General features: G+C 35.1%; 14 protein-coding genes. 5 read left to right on the top strand and 9 right to left on the bottom strand.

Going from position 1 to position 20,770, the window contains the following annotated elements; all coding sequences use genetic code 11:
* Window positions 1–233: 233 nt before the first annotated feature.
* The 3 genes from BXU01_RS19930 to BXU01_RS19920 form a co-directional block, all read right to left on the bottom strand.
* Window positions 234–2,333 (bottom strand): thioredoxin family protein, encoded by a 2,100-nt coding sequence (locus BXU01_RS19930; RefSeq protein WP_083694924.1) that lies wholly within the window; start codon window positions 2,331–2,333, stop codon window positions 234–236.
* A complete protein-coding gene (tilS, locus tag BXU01_RS19925) occupies window positions 2,333–3,643 on the bottom strand; it encodes a tRNA lysidine(34) synthetase TilS (protein WP_083694923.1) in 1,311 nt (436 codons plus the stop codon). Before tilS ends, BXU01_RS19930 begins: the two co-directional genes overlap by 1 nt.
* Before the next feature lie 269 nt (window positions 3,644–3,912).
* Entirely contained in the window at window positions 3,913–5,199 is a 1,287-nt protein-coding gene (locus BXU01_RS19920) for an anthranilate synthase component I family protein (protein WP_083694922.1), read from the bottom strand.
* Window positions 5,200–5,382: 183 nt separating this feature from the next.
* Here BXU01_RS19920 and BXU01_RS19915 point away from each other — a divergent pair, with 183 nt between their 5' ends.
* On the top strand, window positions 5,383–6,591 hold the full coding sequence (locus BXU01_RS19915) for a VWA domain-containing protein (protein ID WP_083694921.1): 1,209 nt from the start codon (window positions 5,383–5,385) through the stop codon (window positions 6,589–6,591).
* 247 nt (window positions 6,592–6,838) lie between these two features.
* Window positions 6,839–7,213: a DoxX family membrane protein gene (locus BXU01_RS19910; RefSeq protein WP_083694920.1), complete on the top strand. Its 375-nt coding sequence runs from the start codon at window positions 6,839–6,841 to the stop codon at window positions 7,211–7,213.
* Window positions 7,214–7,304: 91 nt separating this feature from the next.
* Here BXU01_RS19910 and BXU01_RS19905 read toward each other — a convergent pair whose 3' ends face one another.
* From BXU01_RS19905 to BXU01_RS19890, 3 genes are all read right to left on the bottom strand, one after another.
* A complete protein-coding gene (locus BXU01_RS19905; protein WP_083694919.1) occupies window positions 7,305–7,847 on the bottom strand; it encodes a lipocalin family protein in 543 nt (180 codons plus the stop codon).
* 785 nt (window positions 7,848–8,632) lie between these two features.
* Entirely contained in the window at window positions 8,633–10,036 is a 1,404-nt protein-coding gene (lpdA, locus tag BXU01_RS19900) for a dihydrolipoyl dehydrogenase (protein ID WP_083694918.1), read from the bottom strand.
* 533 nt (window positions 10,037–10,569) lie between these two features.
* A complete protein-coding gene (locus BXU01_RS19890; protein ID WP_083694916.1) occupies window positions 10,570–11,025 on the bottom strand; it encodes an Lrp/AsnC family transcriptional regulator in 456 nt (151 codons plus the stop codon).
* Window positions 11,026–11,447: 422 nt separating this feature from the next.
* On the opposite strand from BXU01_RS19890, the gene BXU01_RS19885 reads away from it, so the two are divergent.
* Window positions 11,448–12,671 carry an aminotransferase class I/II-fold pyridoxal phosphate-dependent enzyme gene (locus BXU01_RS19885; protein ID WP_083694915.1) on the top strand — a complete coding sequence of 408 codons (1,224 nt, stop codon included), beginning with the start codon at window positions 11,448–11,450 and terminating at the stop codon, window positions 12,669–12,671.
* A 225-nt stretch (window positions 12,672–12,896) separates the two neighbouring features.
* On the opposite strand, the gene BXU01_RS19880 is transcribed toward BXU01_RS19885, so the two are convergent.
* Together BXU01_RS19880 and BXU01_RS19875 are read right to left on the bottom strand one after the other, a co-directional pair.
* Window positions 12,897–14,831: an amino acid permease gene (locus BXU01_RS19880; protein ID WP_083694914.1), complete on the bottom strand. Its 1,935-nt coding sequence runs from the start codon at window positions 14,829–14,831 to the stop codon at window positions 12,897–12,899.
* Window positions 14,832–15,219: 388 nt separating this feature from the next.
* Entirely contained in the window at window positions 15,220–18,126 is a 2,907-nt protein-coding gene (locus BXU01_RS19875) for an FAD-binding and (Fe-S)-binding domain-containing protein (protein ID WP_083694913.1), read from the bottom strand.
* Between the two features lie 199 nt (window positions 18,127–18,325).
* Here BXU01_RS19875 and BXU01_RS19870 point away from each other — a divergent pair, with 199 nt between their 5' ends.
* A complete protein-coding gene (locus tag BXU01_RS19870) occupies window positions 18,326–19,135 on the top strand; it encodes a mechanosensitive ion channel family protein (protein ID WP_083694912.1) in 810 nt (269 codons plus the stop codon).
* A gap of 341 nt (window positions 19,136–19,476) precedes the next feature.
* Here BXU01_RS19870 and BXU01_RS19865 read toward each other — a convergent pair whose 3' ends face one another.
* The gene (locus tag BXU01_RS19865) at window positions 19,477–19,698 is read right to left on the bottom strand and encodes a hypothetical protein (RefSeq protein ID WP_083694911.1); all 222 of its coding nucleotides are present in this window, start codon (window positions 19,696–19,698) and stop codon (window positions 19,477–19,479) included.
* A gap of 604 nt (window positions 19,699–20,302) precedes the next feature.
* On the opposite strand from BXU01_RS19865, the gene BXU01_RS19860 reads away from it, so the two are divergent.
* Window positions 20,303–20,536, top strand: a complete 234-nt coding sequence (locus tag BXU01_RS19860; RefSeq protein ID WP_083694910.1) for a hypothetical protein — start codon at window positions 20,303–20,305, stop codon at window positions 20,534–20,536.
* The last annotated feature ends 234 nt before the right edge of the window (window positions 20,537–20,770 follow it).

The following is a 20,770-nucleotide window of genomic DNA, read 5'->3' as shown; positions in this document are numbered from 1 at the left end:
AACAAAGAACAAAGAGTAAAGAGTAAAGAACAAAGAGTAAAGAACAAAGAGGAGAAAATAGATTGTAAAAAATAACTAAATAAAAAAGCACTCTGAGTCTATTACTTAGAGTGCTTTTTCGTTTGAATTAATCTTCAACCTTGCTATTATATTTTTTAAGAAGCTTCGCGATAGAATATAAATGTAGATTTTAGACTTCTATTCTCTTTGCTCTTTGTTCTTTACTCTTTCATCTATTTAAAATTCCCAATTCCTTCTTTCAGCCAATGCAAATATTCATCTGCATTTACATAACTAATTGTTGGTTTTGTATGGTTTAAATTCTTGCCTTCTAAATCTGTTATAATGTATAATGGCTGTGTATTCGTTTTATATTTTGAGATCATAAAATCTGTCCATTTATCACCAACAGTAATAATTTTATCGCCCGATTTAGTTACAAATTGCTCTTCTTTTGGCAATTCGCGTTTATCATCTACGTAAAGCGAAATCAACACAACATCGTTTTTCAGGATTGGTAAAATCGTTGGCTCAGACCAAACGTTGTTTTCCATTTTTCTGCAATTCACACAAGCATAACCAGTAAAATCAAGCATAATTGGTTTGTTGATTGATTTTGCATACGCTAAACCATCTTCATAATCATGAAAAACCATAATACCGTGCGGTCCTAATTCAGCACCGTCAGGCAATCCTTTTATAGATTCAGCACTTCCTGCTGAATTTGCAGAACCTCCTACTCCAAACGGACTTTCGCTATATTGTGGCGGCGGCGGGAAAGCGCTTATTAATTTTAACGGTGCTCCCCAAAGTCCTGGAATTAAATAAACTGTAAACACAAGTGTAAGCAATCCTAAATACAATCTGCCAACAGAAATATGTTGTAACGGACTATCGTGTGGCAAAGTAATTTTCCCGAATAAATACAAAGTCAAAGCTGCAAAAATGGCAATCCAAATCGCAATAAAAACTTCTCTTTCTAATAAATGTAACTGAAGAACTAAATCGGCATTTGATAAAAATTTAAAAGCTAAAGCCAATTCTAAAAATCCTAAAACAACTTTTACCGTATTCAACCATCCTCCAGATTTTGGTAAAGAATTCAACCAACCCGGAAACATCGCAAACAACATAAATGGCAAAGCCAAAGCCAAAGAAAATCCTAACATCCCTATAATTGGTGCAATTCCTCCGTTTGAAGCCGCTTCTACCAATAAAGTCCCTACAATTGGTCCTGTACAAGAAAAGGATACAATTGCCAGAGCCAAAGCCATGAATAATATTCCGATTATTCCGCCTCGATCTGCTTGTTGATCTACTTTATTTCCCCATGAATTTGGCAGCATAATTTCAAAAGCTCCCAAAAATGAAGTAGCAAAAATAATTAAGATTATAAAGAAGATTAAATTAAACCATACATCTGTAGACAAAGCATTTAATGCATCTGCACCAAATATTTTAGTTACAATTAATCCTAAAACTACATATATTGCGATAATTGAAAGTCCGTAAAAAATAGCATTTCTAATTCCTTTTGCCCTGCTTTTACTTTGTTTGGTAAAGAAACTTACCGTCATTGGGATCATCGGGAAAACACATGGCGTTAACAATGCTGCAAATCCTGAGATAAAAGCAATAAAAAAGATCGACCATAAACTTCTTGCCGGAGCCGGACCAGACATATCTTCTTTCGCAGAAGAATCAGTAACAACATCTTTTGCAGTTTCAACCTTAGCTGTTTCAATTGTTGGTTTTACAGTATCAACTGCTAAACCAATAACTTTAGTTTCATCTTTCTTTACTTCTGTTACACTTGCAACGGCATCCATTTTAAAAGTGGAAGGAACCGCAATTGAAAACTTCTTATTCGAGTTGATACAAACTTCTTTACAAACCTGAAAATCAAACTCAACATCTACCGTTTTTAAGTTCGGATTTATAATTGTAATTTCCTGCTCGATATGTGCTTTACCTTCAAAGAAAGTTTCATTGACACCAAAAACATCATTAAAAGCTGTTCTGGTTTTTCCTTCTTTGGCTTTTCCAACTAAATTATAATTTCCTTTTTGATTCTTAAAGGCAATTTCCAGCGCAAGAGGTCCTCCATCCGGAGTAAATTGCGAGTACATATGCCAGTCTTTTTCAATTGTTCCGTCAAAAATTAAAACGGCGTTATTCCCAGATTTCTTTTCAATTTTTGAAGTCCATTTTACCGGTTCCAGGATTTGTGCATTTCCGTTTGCAAAAGCAAACAAGAAAAACAGAAAAAGCACAATGGTTTTATTCCAGATACTTTTTGACATTATCGTTTGATCGTATTGATTAGAGTTCATTATAGTAATTCTATTTTAAGTATTTTATTTGTGGTATTTTCAATTCTAAAACGTTCATCTTGTCTGATTCCAACAATCCAGACAATCTGATTATCAGAACACAAAAGCCATGTTTTTTCTTTTTCAATCAGGGATAATTTTTCATCCTTAAAAAGCTTACTCACTTTTTTTGACTTTCCATTCATCCCAAAAGGGTGAAAAACATCCCCTTCATTCCATTTACGTAAAACAAGAGGAAACTGGATTTTTTCAGCGTCCACAAAGATAGCTTTATTTGAATCTATTGTAATGTCGTCTACTTGACAAAGCTTCAATTTTAAGGGAAAATTAACTTCTTTATCGTTTGCCGTAATTTCAAATTCTTCCTTTTCTGATATTTCAGAAATTGGACTTAATATTAATGTATCTCTGTTTTTCAGTAAGCGAAACTCAGCTGAAAGTACTTGTTTCCCAGATTGTCCATCGACCAAATCATAAATATCGTTCCATGCCAAAAAGCCAAATTCATTCACCCATTGGTACAAATACGATTTATAATTGGGTAATTTTTTAAGCTGATTCAAATCAAAATGAATATCATCGCCTTCTTCTTTTGCCACTTGCTGATAAATCATAATCGAGGCATCTTCAACCATTTCCTGCGATTCCTGCAAATACGATTGTGTTTTCTGGAAAGCATTCAAAAAATTAGGATTGATTTCTTTCAGCATTGGAACCAAATCATGGCGAATCTTATTTCGAAGATATTTATTAGATGCATTACTACTGTCTTCTCGCCATTCTATATTATTTTCCTGAGCATATTTCAGGATTTCATCTCTTGAAAAAGGCAAAAGTGGACGAATAATTCGATCGTTTTGTTCCGGAATCCCCGTTAATCCTTCTAATCCTGTTCCGCGGGTTAAGTTGATAATAAAAGTTTCCAGATTATCATCGGCGTGATGTGCGGTTAGAATATAATCGAAATTCTCTTGTTCTAAAAGTTCATAAAACCAGCTGTAACGCAATTCACGTGCTGCAACTTGTGTTGACAATTTATAATCTTTGGCAAAAGCCTCCGTATCAAATTGTGTTGTAAAAACAACAATATTATTTTGATCGCAATAGTCCTGAATGAAACTCTGATCTCCAAAACTTTCTAATCCGCGAAGCTGGAAATTGCAATGTAAAACAGCAATTTCATATGGCAATTGCTTAAGTAAATGCAATAAAACCATACTATCCAATCCTCCGCTAATAGCCAGAAATAGTTTTTTATTTTCCAAAAATGGAAATCTCGATATGATGTGATTTTGAAATTTTGAAAACATTCGATAAAAGTAAAAAATTAAATTCGATCTATTTTTAAATGAATTGTTAAGCGTGATATTTTTTGGCACGAATTATTTTTTCACGCAGATTTAGCAGATCTATTTTTCTGCCACAGATTAAAAAGATTTACACAGATTCTTTAATCATTTTTTGCCACGAATTATACAAATTAGCGCGAATTAATTTTAATAAAATCTGCTTAAATCTTTTTAAATCTGCGTGAAACAAAATCACTTTAATCCTTTAATCTGTGGCTGGCTTTTAAAACTTATTGCAAAACTTCGTGCATTGCTTTCGCTTTCAACAAACATTCTTCGTATTCGTTTTCAGGGATTGATTGTGCTGTAATGGCACTTCCTACTGAAAACGAAACGTATTTATTTTCCTGATTATATAAAATACTTCTAATTACTACATTAAAATCAAAGTCGCCATCCGGTGTAAAATAACCAATTGATCCGCTATACAAACCGCGTTTGGTTTCTTCCAGATTTTCAATAATATTCATAACCGAAATCTTTGGTGCACCAGTCATGCTTCCCATTGGGAAAGTGGTTCGTAAAACATCGATTGGCGAATATTGCGGATCTATTTTTGAAGTTATAGTAGAAATCATTTGGTGAACCTGCAAAAACGAATAAATTTTACAAAGCTCTACAACCTCAACAGAACCTTTTTGTGCTGTATGCGACAAATCATTCCGAACCAAATCTGTAATCATGATATTTTCGGCACGTTCTTTTGAATCGGATTCTAAAAATTGTCTTGATTTTTCATCTTCAATTGGGTCTAAAAATCGTTTTGAAGTTCCTTTTATAGGTTGAGAAATCAAAGTCTCTCCTACTCTTTTAAGATATCTTTCCGGCGAAGCTGAAAGCAAAAATTGCTTGTGATTTTTAAAGAAAACTGAAAACGGTGCCTGTGAAATTTTATTTAGTTTCTGAAATTTCTCAAGTGGATTTATAATTGCATTTTCTGCATAAAACTCCATACAAAAATTCGCTTCATACATATCACCTTTATGAATATGATCGAGCATTTTCGTTACTTTTTCTATATATAAATCTTTTGAAATTCTTTGCTCAATTTTTAAAGATGGAGCACTTTCGACTTTCGACTTTTGACTTTCGACTATCTCATTAAAATCATCTTCAACCTCATCATCACACAATAATAAATACTGCATTTCGAGCTCATTTCCTTTTAATGAAATTATTTTTTTTGGTTGAAAGAAAAATAAATCCGGAAAATTTAAACCATCAAAATTAGAAGATTTTAATTGCTCTGTATCATTTTTTAAATCATATGAAAGATAGCCAAAAAGCCAGTCTTTAGTGGTTTGCTGATATTGTTTCAGATCATCAAAAGCATTGTGAAAATCGGTTTTTAGCGAAGTAAAAGCATCCACAGCCAACACACAATCAAAACTGGAATATTCTTGCGGATACGAATTGCTATCCAAAAAAATAATCTCGCGAAATTGCTGCGACCAGCTTAAAAGTTGTTGTTTAAAGTGCTCTGGATTTGAAATATGTTTATGAATGGAAACTCTCAAAAAAGTAATTTTTAGATTTCAAAATTACGACAAAAAAAATCCTTCAATAAATTAATACTCAAAAATTATTGGCACACTTTTTAGTACACGGAATTATGAGTTATTGCAAAAACATCTTTTTAACACAAAATCATAATTAATAAAACCAAAAACATCTTTTATCAATTAAATTTTAAAACCTTTATGAAAACAATTGCAAAATTAGGCTTAATCGCCGTGGTAATGACCACATTCTTATTTTCCTGCAAAAAAGCAGATTCGACATCTGCTGAAGCAGCCTCAGAAACTTCAATTACAGCTACAGAAGATCGTGCTGAAACAGCATCTTCAGGAGACAGTTACTCTGAAACCGAAACACAACAGCAAACACAAGCTGGGCAAATTACCGCAGGCGAATGGAATGATTTAAGCAATTGGGCATTTTGGGAATCATTGAATGCAAATTCTGAATTTGCAGAAATGAGCAATTACTGGAAATATCGCCTGAACGACAGGGTTTCTGTAAATGTAAAATATGATTCGGAAAACTTAACAGATGTACCGGTTTCATTAATCAACTCTCAAAATGAAATCGTTTGGTCGTCCAGAACAAATAATAAAGGTAATGCCGAATTTTGGCCTCATTTAAAGAATGAAAACCAATCTGATCAGCAAAACTTCAAAATTAAAATTGGGAATGAGATATTCAAAAACATTCAAACTTATACTGATAAAAAAGTCAACAGATTAGTTTTGCAAAATTATAATGCAAAAAATACCGAAAAGAAAATTGATATTGCCTTTATGGTTGATGCAACAGGATCTATGGGAGATGAATTAGAATATTTAAAAGAAGAATTGACAGATGTTATTTCTAAAGTAAAAAATAAAAACCAAGGCGTTGCAGTAAATATGGGTGCGGTTTTTTACAGGGATAAAGGCGAAGATTATGTTACAAAAATATCTGACTTTTCAAATGATATTGATGAAACAGTCGATTTTATAAAAGACCAATCTGCTGAAGATGGAGGAGATTTCCCGGAAGCAGTTGAAACAGCTTTAGACAAATCAATCAATGATTTAGAATGGTCTGAAGACGCTACTTCAAGAATATTATTTTTAATATTAGATGCTCCGCCGCACTATGATGATGAAATTATCTCAGAAATTCATGATTTAATAGCAACTGCAAGTAAAAAAGGAATCAGAATAATCCCCATAACTGCCAGCGGAATAGATAAAGAAACTGAATTTTTAATGCGTTATATGGCAATTGCAACCAATGGAACTTATGTTTTTATAACTAATGACAGTGGTATTGGCAACGATCATCTTGTGGCATCAGTAGGAAATTATCAGGTTGAACATTTAAATAAATTAATGGTCAGACTGATAAATGAGAGTATAAAATAAGTTTGCTTAATACGATATTCAGCAATAGAAAAAAACAAGAAAAGTGTTAATAAAACAACAATTTCATAAGGAAAAAATCGTTATATTTGATATAGCATTAAATTAAACTCAATATACAGTTGTATTGCTTACGGAATTCTTAATAAAATAACATTAAAAACATATTTTCACTTTATTAGAGAATTCAGATTTAAAATGTTTATCAGCAAATAAATTTATATTTTTTAACCTTATTAAATCTAGTATTATGAAAATTGCTACCATTATTGTCCGTGTTTTAATTGGTCTATTGTTGCTTTTTGCTTCTATAAGTTATTTTTTTCATCTAATGCCGGAACCGGAAACAACAGGGAATTTTAAAGCTTTTAATGTTGGTTTAATAGCCTCAACCTATTTAATGCCTTTAGCAAAATCAATAGAATTGCTTTGCGGAATTGCATTTGTAACGGGACGTTATGTAACATTGGCAAATATTTTGATATTGCCAATTACGGTAAACATTTTGTTTATCAATTATTTTCTGGCTCCTCAAGGTTTACCAATTGCAGCATTGCTGTTTCTGGCTAACTTATTTTTGATTTACAGATATTGGGATAATTATAAAAGTGTTTTCACCAGATAATCTATTTCATTTTATAAATAATAACAAACCCGATAAGTTTAAGACCTATCGGGTTTCTTATTTAATAAAAATCAACGTTTAACAATCTTTATTAATTTGCTTTGTTGTGTTCTGTCCAAACCAAATCTGAAACATTATAACCAATTTCCTGTGCTTTTATAAGATAATTGGCTTTTATACTTTCAGTAATGGTAGTTTCTCTGGAAAGTATCCACATGTATTTTAAGTTTTCACCTGCAACAAGAGCATATTTGTAATTATCATCAATTGCAATTACATTATATCCGGCATAAAAAGGACCAAAAAATGAGACCTTAAGCATACCAACATCATCTTTTTTGACGAATTTGGCTTTTCCTATGCTCTCTTCCCATTTGTCTTTTTTGACATTGTAGCCCTTATTATCTACCTTAATCGTTCCGTTATCGTTTAGAGAATATTCGGCTGTGACGTTGTTGAGACCTTTTTCGTATTTAAAATCCAGTCTGGCAATTTCGTACCATTTTCCTAAATATTTTGATTTGTCAAAATTAGTAACTGCTTTAGCTTTTTCCGGAATTGTTGCTCCACAGGAATAAAGTGCAAGAGCTACTCCTGCTCCAATCAAAACGGGAGCTATATATCTATTTTTCATAATATTATCTTTTAGACTTGTAAAGATAATTTGAGAAATGCAGATTAAATTTACAAAATTTTTATTTGATTTTATATTTTCTAACTATTAAAATCTTTATTGAATTGCCTTTAAGCTAAATTGTATTAGATATAAAAAGCTCCAGAGGAGCTAAATATTTATAGCAAAGCATTGCCGCAAAGATTCCAAGCTCCAGCGGAGCGACATATTTATAATCGATATATATGTCGCTCCGCTGGAGCTTTAGGTCGACGACAATAAATTACGCTATACATATTTAGCTCCTCTGGAGCTTTTTTAGATTTTAATAATCTATCTAATGAATAAAATATTTTATCTACTATAAATATGTAGTCTCTACGAGACAAACAATATGGTGAATGCTATTTTTTCTACCAATATATAATCTCTACGAGATATAAAAACGATAAGGCTAAACCTAATCTTGTCATTTCGGCGAAGGAGAAATCTTCGCAAGAAGCTCGGCAAAGATTGAGCTTAGGTTGCGCATTTATTTACTGAGACTTTTCCTTCGTCGAAATTGACAAATTAGTCGAAAATATTGTTATGAAAATGATTGTCCTAGCCCCGATAGAAGTGGAAATCCTTTTGTGTCCGCCGCGGTGGACAGAAAAGATTGGAACGTCCCGTCCCGAAGCTTCGGGATCGGGAGCGGGATTAGCTCCTAAAAAAGAGAGGTTTTTATCATAGAAATAGGGAAACAAAAAAAACGCCAATCCTGAAATCTCAAGATTGGCGGTTTTTAAAAATATACTTAACGTAAATTATACGTGTAACGCTCTATTATCTGTAGCGGCTAATGCTGCTTCTTTTACTGCTTCAGCAAAAGTTGGGTGCGCATGGCTCATTCTTGAAATATCTTCAGCAGATGCTTTAAATTCCATTGCTGTAACTGCTTCTGCAATTAAATCAGCTGTACGTGCACCAATCATGTGAACTCCTAAAACCTCATCTGTTTTTGCATCAGCGATGATTTTTACGAATCCGTCAAGATCTCCACTTGCTCTTGCACGACCTAAAGCTTTGAAAGGGAAGCTTCCTACTTTATATTCAGTTCCAAAGGCTTTTACTTGCTCTTCGGTTTGTCCAACTGCAGCAACTTCTGGCCAAGTGTAAACTACACCAGGAATTAAGTTATAATCGATATGTGGTTTTTGACCTGCTAAGATTTCAGCAACCATTGTTCCTTCTTCTTCTGCTTTGTGAGCCAACATTGCTCCACGAACAACATCACCAATTGCATAGATATTTGGAACATTTGTTTGTAAATGATCGTTTACTTCTACTTGCCCTCTGTCTGAGATTTTAACTCCTGCTTTGTCAGCGTTTAACCCGTCTGTGTAAGGACGACGACCAACAGAAACCAATGAATAATCTCCTTCAAGAGTGATCGTTTCTCCTTTTGCATTTTCAGCCTGAACAACAACTGCATCGCCGTTTCTTTCTACTGATTTTACTTTGTGAGAAACGTAGAATTTCATTCCTTGTTTTTTCAATACTTTAGTCAATTCTTTAGACAATGAACTATCCATTCCTGGAATAATTCTGTCCATGAATTCAACTACAGAAACCTGCGCTCCTAAACGTAGGTAAACTTGTCCAAGCTCAATCCCGATAACTCCACCACCAATAATTACCAAGTGTTTTGGAACTTCTTTTAAAGCCAAAGCTTCAGTAGAAGTGATGATTCTTTCTTTATCAATTTTGATGAAAGGCAAAGAAGATGGTTTTGAACCTGTAGCGATTACAGCATATTTAGTTTCGATAGTTTCCGATGTTCCGTCAGCTTTTGCAACTGCAATATGTGTTGCGTCTACGAAAGAACCTAAACCATTAAAAACAGTAATTTTATTTTTATCCATTAAGTAGTTGATTCCACCTACGGTTTGATCTACAACTGCTTGTTTACGGGCAATCATTTTCTCTAAATTGATTTTTACATCTCCGGAAACTTCGATTCCGTGATCTGCAAAATGAGCAATTTCGGCATAATGATGAGAAGAAGATAATAATGCTTTTGAAGGAATACAACCTACGTTAAGGCAGGTTCCGCCAAGAGAGTTATACTTTTCTACAATTGCTGTTTTGAAACCTAATTGTGCGCAACGAATTGCTGATACATATCCGCCAGGACCTGAACCTATAATGACTACGTCAAATGAACTCATAGTTTGTCTATTTATTTTTAGCGATACAAAATTAAGGAATAAAGTTTTGTTTAAAGTTTAAATCTCAATGTTTTTTGTGTGAAATTTAGGTGAAGGGGTTTGCCACGAAAACACAAAGGCACAAAGCTTTTTTAATTGCGAATTTAACTGCAAGGTTTGCTTTTTTAATCTCGGAAAGCCACATTTTTTTTGAATGTTTGCTACGTTTATTTTAATCTCGCAAAGACGCAGAGTCGCAAAGTTTTTTGATTTGAAGATTATGAAAGAAGGTTTCCGTAAAGTTTACACACAATTTTTTCCTCTGAGAAACGAAGTATCTCCACAAGAAGCTCCACACAGAATGTTGCCAATCTTTATAGATTTAATTACGGAAATCCTTCGTTCCTCAAAATAACAAAAATGACGAAAAAACTTTGCGACTCTGCGACTTTGCGAGATTATTTTAAAATCCAGAAACTCATCGTGTGTTAGACGCACTGCTGTGCGTCTCTACGGAAAACCTTTGTGTCTTTGTCGCTCTGAGCCTTTGAACCTTAAAAAATCACTGTTGAATTCTTTACTTCACTAATCATAAACATGCTTTGTGTACTCCCAATATGTTGCAGCGAAGTAAGTTTTGTAACTAGAAATTCTCTGTATTCTTCCATGTCTTTTACCAGAACTTTAAGGATATAATCGTAATCTCCGCTCACGTGATGACATTCTAAGACTTCGTTGAGTTTAATGACTTCGCTTTCGAATTTGGTCAGGAATTCTTTGGTGTGCTGAATAAGTTTTAAATGACAGAAAACGACAAATCCTTTATCGATTTTGATTTTATCGACTAATGCTACGTAGTTTTTGATTATGCCTTCGCGCTCTAACTTTTTGATGCGTTCGTAAACTGCGGTTACAGAGAGATTGAGTTTTAAAGACAATTCTTTAGTTGTCTTTTTACTGTCGGTTTGAAGCAAAACTAATAGTTTTTTATCGGTGGCGTCTAGAGTCATTTTAGTTTTTGGTTTGTGGTTGTTGGTTTATTAAAATGAAAGAAAATCTATTTATTTAGGTTTTATAAATCAAATTTAGATAAATAAACTTTTATAAATCACTTTAATAGTTTTAAAATCTAATTAAACATTATACTGTTGATTAATTTTCTTAATAAGCGTTATTTTGATTTGAATTTCTTTTGAAAACGAATTTCATAGCCCTGATAGAAGTGGAAAGCCCGGAGTAAAAAGGGCAAAAGTTTCTTGTTCTAAAAAGCGACCAACGGAAGCTCTTTTTTGAACATTAGAAACTTTGCATTTTTTATGAGGACTTGAAGCGAATAGCAGGAAATAGCTTCTAAAAAAAATAATTCAGGTTTAAAGATTCAGGTTGTTGGAACTTGAAACCTGAAACTTGAAACAAAACAAAAAATAACTATATGAAAAACTTTAACCCAGCAGACAAAATTCAGGATTTACAGTACTTTGGAGAATTTGGAGGAGTAAATCCTTCGATTTCTGATTCATCAACTTATACGTTCCTATCGGCCAAAACGATGTTCGATACTTTTGAAGGAAATATGGAAGGCTGTTATTTGTACTCGCGCCATTCTTCGCCCAGTAATTTGTATCTGGATCAGGCCCTTGCAGCGATGGAAGGAACAGAAACTGCAAATGTTTCGGCATCAGGAATGGGAGCGATTACGCCTACTCTCTTACAATTGTGTGGCGCAGGTGACCACATTGTTTCAAGCAGAACAATTTATGGTGGAACTTATGCTTTCTTGAAAAACTTCACGCCAAGATTTGGGATCGAAACAAGCTTTGTAGACATTACAAAACTAGATGTTGTTGAAGCTGCCATAACACCAAACACGAAAGTTTTATATTGTGAAACAGTAAGTAATCCGTTATTGGAGGTTGCTGATATTGCCGGTTTGGCTAAAATTGCTAAAAAGTATAAGTTAAAATTGGTGGTTGATAATACGTTCTCGCCATTATCAGTTTCTCCGGCAAAATTAGGCGCTGATATCGTGATTCATAGTTTAACAAAATACATTAACGGAAGCAGCGATACGGTTGGCGGCGTGACTTGTGCCTCGAAAGAATTTATCAATGCTTTGAAAAATGTAAACTCGGGAGCAAGTATGCTTTTAGGACCAACAATGGACAGTTTGCGTTCTGCTTCGGTAATGAAAAATCTACGTACACTACATATCCGAATCAAGCAACACAGTCATAATGCGCATGTTTTGGCGGATAAATTCGAGAAAGACGGTCTTAAAACGGTTTATCCCGGATTAAAAAGCCATCCAAGTCACGAATTGTATAAAACGATGATTAATCCGGAATATGGTTTTGGCGGAATGATGACAATCGATGTTGGAACTTTGGCTAAAGCCAATGAATTAATGGAGTTGATGCAAGAAAGAAATTTAGGATATCTGGCAGTTAGTTTAGGATTTTATAAAACATTGTTTAGTGCACCGGGAACTTCGACTTCGAGCGAGATTCCGTTAGAAGAACAACACGAAATGGGATTGACAGATGGTTTAATCAGATTCTCAATTGGATTGGATAATGATATCGAACGTACTTACCAAATGATGAAAGCCTGCATGGTAGAATTGGGGATTCTTCAGGCTATGGCTCACGAGGTTTAACTGGGGTTTAGATATCATTTGTTTTCGCCACGAATTCACGAATTTTATAACAATTAATTCGTGAATTCGTGGCGATTTTTTACTTGAATAATAGGCACAATTTGTCATTTCGATCCAGAAGCTTCGGGAGAGAAATCACAAAACAAAAAAAGCCGTTTTGAAGATTATTTCAAAACGGCTTTTTCATTTATAATTAATAATTCACAATTAATAATTATAAATTATCTACGCTTCTGAAGGAAAATTCAGTTTACTGTTTTTTCTACTATACGTAAAGTAAATAAACAATCCAATTAACAACCAGATTGTGAAGTAAATCCAGTTCCAAACGCTAAGTTCAGCCATCATGTAAAGGCAGCAGATTAATCCTAAAAGCGGAATTAAAGACAGGTTTTTTCTGAATGCCCAAACCGCCAATCCAACTAAAACGAATAAAAATATCCACATTGGGATTTTGTGTTTGAATAAACTGAAACCTGATTCGTATTTTAATGAATCATTGATTGGCAAACCTTTTACAACCTCAGCATATTTTGCATCGTCGTCTTGATATTGGCTCAATAAATGTTCTAAATCGGCAGTTTCAGCAGTTTTATTATGTACATCAATGCTTTCTAAATAATTGAAAACTTTAGCAGATTGTTCTTTGTCTAAAGAGGTAATTATAGTTGTTGCATCATTTGTTTGTGCATCATTGTTAATGAAAGCCATTGTAGCTTTATTGTTGAAAGCAAAAGCATAATACAAGCCTGCAATCATTAAAACTGGTAATATAAATTTTGAATTGATATAAGGTGTTTTAAATTTTCCTCTTGGAATTTCAGGTTTGTTTTGTAAAACCAAAACTCCTGCACAAACCAATACAAAGGCAAATAAAGTACCAATACTGCATAAATCCGTCACCATAGTCAGATTTAGAAACAAGGCAGGAACTGCCACCACAAAACCGGTTACGATTGTTGCGAATGATGGTGTTTTGAATTTTGGGTGAACGGTAGAAAATTTCTTTGGCAAGAGACCATCACGGCTCATACTCATCCAGATACGAGGCTGTCCCATCTGGAAAACCAAAAGAACACTTGCCATTGCAATTACAGCACTTACGGCAATAATTCCCGACATCCATTTAAGGTTTAATTTATCGAATACAAACGCCAGAGGATCTCCCACATTTAATTCGTTATAACGCACCATTCCGGTTAAAACCAAGGCAATGGCAATATATAAAATAGTACAAATGATAATCGCCCACATCATACCTCGTGGTAAATCACGTTGCGGATTTTTACATTCTTCAGCAGTTGTAGAGATTGCATCAAAACCAATATAGGCAAAGAAAACAGCCGAAACTCCTTTTAAAACTCCGCTAACTCCATTTGGTGCAAACGGATCCCAATTGGCAGTATCCACATAAAACACACCAACGGCAATTACTAAAAGTACAATACAAAGTTTTACAATAACCATTAAGTTACTCGCATTACGGGACTCTTTCATTCCTCTGTAAACTAATGCGGTAATTAAAACAATGATAAACAATGCCGGCAAATCTGCTACGAAATGGAAAGATCCAATTGTTGGCGCTGTTGTCCAGGCAGTATAAGCAACTTGCAAAGAAGCACTTAAATTTTCGAATGATTTTCCGCCCTGCATTAAAGCTGTGGCATCTTTAAATCCGTTTGAAGCGGTTAGATAATCCATCTGGATCCATTGCGGGAGATGAATTCCGCCGCTCTGGAGCAGTCCTGTAAAGTAATCACTCCACGATATGGCGACCGTTATATTCCCAACAGCATATTCCATGATTAAAGCCCAACCAATTATCCAGGCGATTAATTCTCCAAAAGCTACGTATGAATAAGTATAGGCACTTCCTGAAACCGGAACCATTGAGGCAAATTCGGCATAAGCAAAAGCAGCAAAACTACAGGCTAATGCAGTAAATAAAAATAAGAAAATTACAGCCGGACCACCATCTGCACTGGCTTTCCCGATGGTACTAAAAATTCCTGCTCCTACAATAGCAGCAATCCCGAAGGCCGTTAAATCTTTGGTCGTTAAATGTTTTCCTAATGCATTATGACCATCTGCTTCGTTTTTTGCAACTTGCTTCAGAATATCTTGTACCGTTTTTTTTCGGAATAAACCTGATAATGCCATATATGAGTTTGCTTTATAAATTAATATTTTTCGGTCTTTATGGTTTTATTTTGCAAATAATGCAAAAATTATCCTGATTTCAAATATATAAAACGATTTTGTTTTATGTGAATATTTTTTGGCCACGGATTTTACAGATTTAACTGGTTTGCGCGGATTTATTTTTTGTGCCACGAAGACTCTGAGACACAAAGTTTTTTTCGCCACGAATTTCTCGAATTTTCCCGAATTATTTTTTCACGCAGATTTAAAATGATTTAAGCTGATGCGCACAGATTAATTTTAATAAAAATCTAAATTAAATCTGTGAAATCTGCACGAAACAAAAAAAAATCCGCGTTCATCCGCGTTTTCACGAAGTGAATCCGTGTCATCCGCGTGCCATCTCTCAAAGCAAACAATTCTTTAAAATACTTACCGGATGTTGCGCTTCTCTACTCGTTCCGTCATAAATTTGATGGCGGCAGCTGGTTCCTGCAGCGGCGATTTCTACGTTTTGAGCCGTTGCACGCACTTTTGGGAATAACGTATCTTCGCCCATTTGCATGCTTACCTGATAATGCTCTTTTTCGTAGCCAAAAGATCCTGCCATTCCGCAACAACCAGAGTTGTAAATCGTAACCGTATTATTGGTTGGTAAATTTAGCATTGCGAAAGTCGCTTCAACAGAACTCAATGATTTTTGATGACAATGTCCGTGTATCTTGATTTCTTTCTTTTCTTCAGAGAATGAATCCGGTTTTATTTTTCCGTCGATGATTTCCTTTTTAAAGAATTCTTCAATCGTGAAGGCACTTTGAGCTACTTTTTCAGCCGCTTCTTTATCATCTGCAAGACGCAAATATTCGTCTCTAAAAGTCAAAATTGCCGATGGTTCGATCCCTATTAATGGCGCTTTCGCAGAAATTAGATCTTTGAAAATATTTACATTGATATTCGCAATTTTCTTCGCTTCTTCCAGAAATCCTTTCGATAAATAGGTTCTACCGCTTTCTTCGTGATTTACGATTAAAACTTCGTAACCTAATTTGGTCAATAATTCGAAAGCATCGATGCCGATATTTACATCGTAATAATTCGTGAATTCGTCATTGAACAAATATACTTGTCCGTTTGGGAAATCGTTTTGTTGTGGTTTATGATTTTCATACCACTTTTTGAATGTGCGTTTTGCCAAAAGCGGAACTTGTCTTTCGGGTGCAATTCCCATACTTTTTTTCACCAGCGACTGATTCGAAATAAAATTCGTAATCGCAGGAAACAAACTTCCCATTTTATTCAGTTTTGCGTTGTGGGCAAAAATCTTATTTCGGGTCGAGAAGCCGTTTGCTTTTTGGTATTGGTATAAAAATTCTGCTTTAAGCGTTGCAACATCTACATTACTCGGACATTCGCTGGCGCAGGCTTTACAGCTCACACACAATTCAAAAACTTCGTAAAGTTCTTTCTGGTCAAATTTATTTTCTTTCTCAGAATAGGTCAAATATTCACGTAACGCATTTGCTCTCGCACGCGTTGTTTCCTTTTCATTTTTGGTTGCACGATAACTCGGGCACATTGCGCCTCCTGCCGATGGTAATTTTCTGCAATCTCCGGATCCATTGCATTTTTCGGCGGCACGCAAAATTCCTAAACTGTCTGAGAAATCCTGAAACGTTTTAATATCCGGTTCTACTCTTCCTGAAATAACACGATGGTTTTCGTCCATTTTTAAAGCATTAACAATCTTACCGATATTCAAAACAGAATTCGGGTCAAATGCCAATTTGATTCTTTTCAGCAATTCATAATTTGTTTCGCCAATCATAAACGGAATAAATTCTCCGCGCACAATTCCGTCGCCGTGTTCACCGCTTAACGAACCTCTGTATTTTTTTACCAAAATTGCCACATCGGTTGCAATGGTCCTGAATAATTTTAAATCAGATGTTTTCTTCAAATTCAAAACCGGACGCAAATGCAGTTCTCCCGCTCCGGCATGTGCATAATAAATCGCTCCTTGCCCGTGACGCAGCATCATGGCTGAAAACTCTGCAATATAAGCTGGTAAATCGCTCAATTCTACCGCAGTGTCTTCTATAGAATCGGCAGCTTTGTCGTCGCCAACGATACTTCCTAAAAGTCCGAGACCGGCTTTTCTAAGTTCATTTACTTTCTCGATATCCGCTCCGTAAATTTTTACAAGTGCATAACCAAAGTTGTTTTTCTCTAAATCAGCCACCAAAGCATTTGCTTGGTTTTCGGCATCTTCGGGATCATTCGAAGCGACTTCAAACATCATAATCGCTTTGGGTTCTCCTACCAAAAAGAATCTGTTTTTAATGTGTTCTCGGCTCGTTTTCGTACAATCCAAAATCGTATCATCGATCATTTCGCAAGTATACAAATGATGTTTCATTGCTATTACCACAGATTCCAGCGATTCCTGAATGCTATGATAATGCGCCACGACCATAATATTATTCGCTGGCGGTAAATCGTCCACTTTCAAAGTGATTTCGGTAGTAAAAACCAGCGTTCCTTCGCTTCCGCAAAGTAATTTCCCCACGTTAATAGTAGGTTCTGTTCCGCCAAACAAATCCGATTTTAATAAAATATCAACCGCATAACCTGTATTTCGTCTGTGAATTTCAGGTTTAGGAAACTCTTTTATGATTTCGTCCTGCGTTGCTTTTACTGAGAGTTCGTCGTAAAGACTTTTGTATATTTTATTTTCTAAAGAATTGCCTTTGGTTTTCTCGATAAATTCTGCCGAAGTCAGTTCGTTAAAAACCACTTGAGAACCGTCGCTTAAAATTCCTTTTATTTCTACAATTTTATCGCGCGTAACACCATAACGGATTGAAGTTGTTCCGGAGGAATTATTCCCCACCATTCCCCCAATCATACAACGATTTGTTGTCGATGTATTAGGTCCAAAAAATACGCCGTTAGGTTTCAGGAATAAATTGAGTTCATCGCGAATTACGCCGGGCTGGACCGTAACCGTTTTTTTTATAGGATCGAAATTCAGGATTTTGGTAAAGTTTTTCGAAACATCGACCACAATTCCGTCACCAACTGTTTGTCCGGCAAGTGAAGTTCCCGCCGTTCTTGGTGTTATCGAAATATGATGCTGCGCCGCAAACCTGATTATTTTACTAATATCTTCGATCGTTTTAGGCACGGCAACCGCTTTGGGTTTTATCCGGTATACAGAAGCATCTGTCGAATAAAGCGTTTTATGAAGATCGTCGTATAAAAGTGTGCCTTCGAGCGTGCCGGCGAATTGCTCTAACTGAGATTGGGTCAACATGTAAATGGTGCGTTTTAAAAAAATATTCCCTCAAAACTGAGACAACAAATATAAATATATACCATCGCAAAATGATACAAATTGGCAATTTATGTAACTGCTTAACTCATATTTTATAAAATTAAAGCCTAATTCTGTAAAACGCGCCAATTGCAAAATCCCTACTTTTAAAAATATACATTTTACGCCTTTTAAAATTATGGAAAATTTTCTGCAAGACGTCTTTAAACACGTAGAAACTTATTATTACAGCATTGTCGATCTTACACCAAAATTTATTCTTGCCGTTGCCGTTATTCTCGTCTCCTGGTTTATTGCAACACGAGTAGGGATTTTTGCCGGAAACCGACTCAAAGTTAGAATGCACGACAGGCTTCTGGCTACTTTTATTGCGCGACTCATAAAATCTGTCCTTATTATTATTGGCGTTTTGATCATGTTCAAAATTATAGGTCTTGACGGAATCGCACAAAGTATGCTTGCCGGTGCCGGAATCTCGGCTTTTGTAATTGGTTTTGCGCTTAAGGATATTGGCGAAAATTTTCTTGCCGGAATTCTGCTCGCTTTCAAACGACCGTTTTCTATTGGTGATATTATCGAAAGTAATGGCGTAAAAGGCGAAGTCATCAACCTCAACCTGCGTGATACCGAAGTCAAAAGCGATTCGAAAATCATTTATATCCCAAACGCACTTTTAATAAAAAATACGCTGATCAATTATAACAGCGCCGGATTTCTGCTCCAGACTTTTACAGTAGGACTCGAATTTGGATCTGACTATAGCCGTGCCATCGCACTCGTAAAAGAAGTTCTGGAACGTAACGACGATGTAACCGACAAAGAACATAACGATTCGGCCATAATTACAGATGTTACCGCCGGAGTCGCCCAACTCAACATTCGCTATTGGGTTCAAACCGGCACCACAACCAACAAGGCCGAAAACCGCTCTAAAATTATCTCTGAAGTGCTAAATACCTTAAAAGAAAATGAATTTGTCCTGAAATAAGTTTTAAAAAAGGGACAAAGGTTCAAAGTGGCAGAGGGACAGAGGTTTCTCTTCTACATAATTGTTATCCTGAGCGATCCCGAGGCTTTGGGAGAAGGATAAGGAGCTATTTCCTGCTGTCCTTCCAAACGAAGTTCACTGAACTCCGAAATAAAATAAAATTAAGTGAAGTAATCTTTTGTGCCTCCCGATAGCTATCGGGACCGGCACAAAAGGATTTTCCCTCCCATCAGGGCTAGGGCTGTACGTTTCATAAGAAGTTTTGATATAAAATTAATTCACAAGAAATAGTTACGCAGCAATGCCCACATTCAATATTTACAATCCCTATTTACAGCAATTTAATTTGATTTGTTGACAGTGTAAATTCCGCCCACAAGTAAAATGACGCCCAGTCCTAAATAAAGGTATCCCTGTTGTTTACCGGATTCGTTTGACGCATTAATTTTTAGTCCTAATAAATTGATTTCTTTCGTATTATCAGCTATTTTGTTGACACCTATATATCCCACACCGAGACTAATAACGATTAGAATTATTCCTATTATTTTTGATGGATTCATGTTTTTTGAATTTAATTGTTTCTCTAATTTAAGAAAAATATTTTTCAATCAGATTATAATATTCATTTTATCCTAATTGATTAGCGAAATAGTGCGTAGTAAATCTATATTTTCTTCTGGTGCCCGATTGCATCGAGTAACCGCTCTGCGAAGTCTCCAGACTTCATAGCGACAACGATTGCAAATACAGTTATTTAATATTGGAACGAGTACGAAGTCGGGAGACTTCGCACAGCAAAATTTTACGTTTCGAGAAGACTTCGGAGAGCTGGGTTACAAGTGTGATTTCTCCCTTTGGTCGAAATGACAAACTGCCTAAAGTCTGGCTAAGTTTATCTTTTCTCAAAATAACGCTTTATATTTACCACGCAGAGATATTTACTGTGTTTGTAGCTCGTTTATTAAGCAATAATAAATATATTATTTTTCTTACTTTTTAGTTGTTGTTTTTACTATATTTACAACTCTTAAACTACAACATTAAGAACGAAATAACATTTGCCCTTGTATTAATGTGCGCGGTATCGGAAACGACCGCAAGCGCTGTTGTAGGTGCTAGAACCACTAATTTACAAGGGTTTTTTACCTCTAAAACTACAACATTATGAGTACAAACACCCTTTCAAAAGAAGCCCAAACAAGGCTTACAGATTTTTTCAACAACACAATTGAGCCAGAAAGTATGGCAAAAGCACTAAGACAAGTAAATTATATTCTCGCTTTAGGAGTTATTCGAGAAGATGAAACACTTCAACAAGAAATTATCAAATTAGAAAACAGCTTTTATTGGCTCAATGAATTAGCCGAGATTTTAAATCCTTATTTGGATGTGGAGTAAGGTTTTGATAATATTATAATAAATGAAAAACCCTCGATTTTAAAAAATCGAGGGTTTTAAGTTTATATGTATTCATACGGTAGCGCGAGCGTCTCGCTCGTGAACACAAAGCTGTCTCGTCCTGAAAAAAGTTTACATATTTACACTTAATCCTAAAATAGATTTACAACTATATTTTAGTCCTGCTATTTGTTTACAATAGTAGGACTTTTCACATAATAATTCTTCCATAAT

Origin of the sequence: [Flexibacter] sp. ATCC 35103, from assembly GCF_001975985.1 — a bacterium.
GTDB lineage: Bacteria > Bacteroidota > Bacteroidia > Flavobacteriales > Flavobacteriaceae > Flavobacterium.
This window is presented reverse-complemented; position numbering and strand designations above follow the sequence as displayed.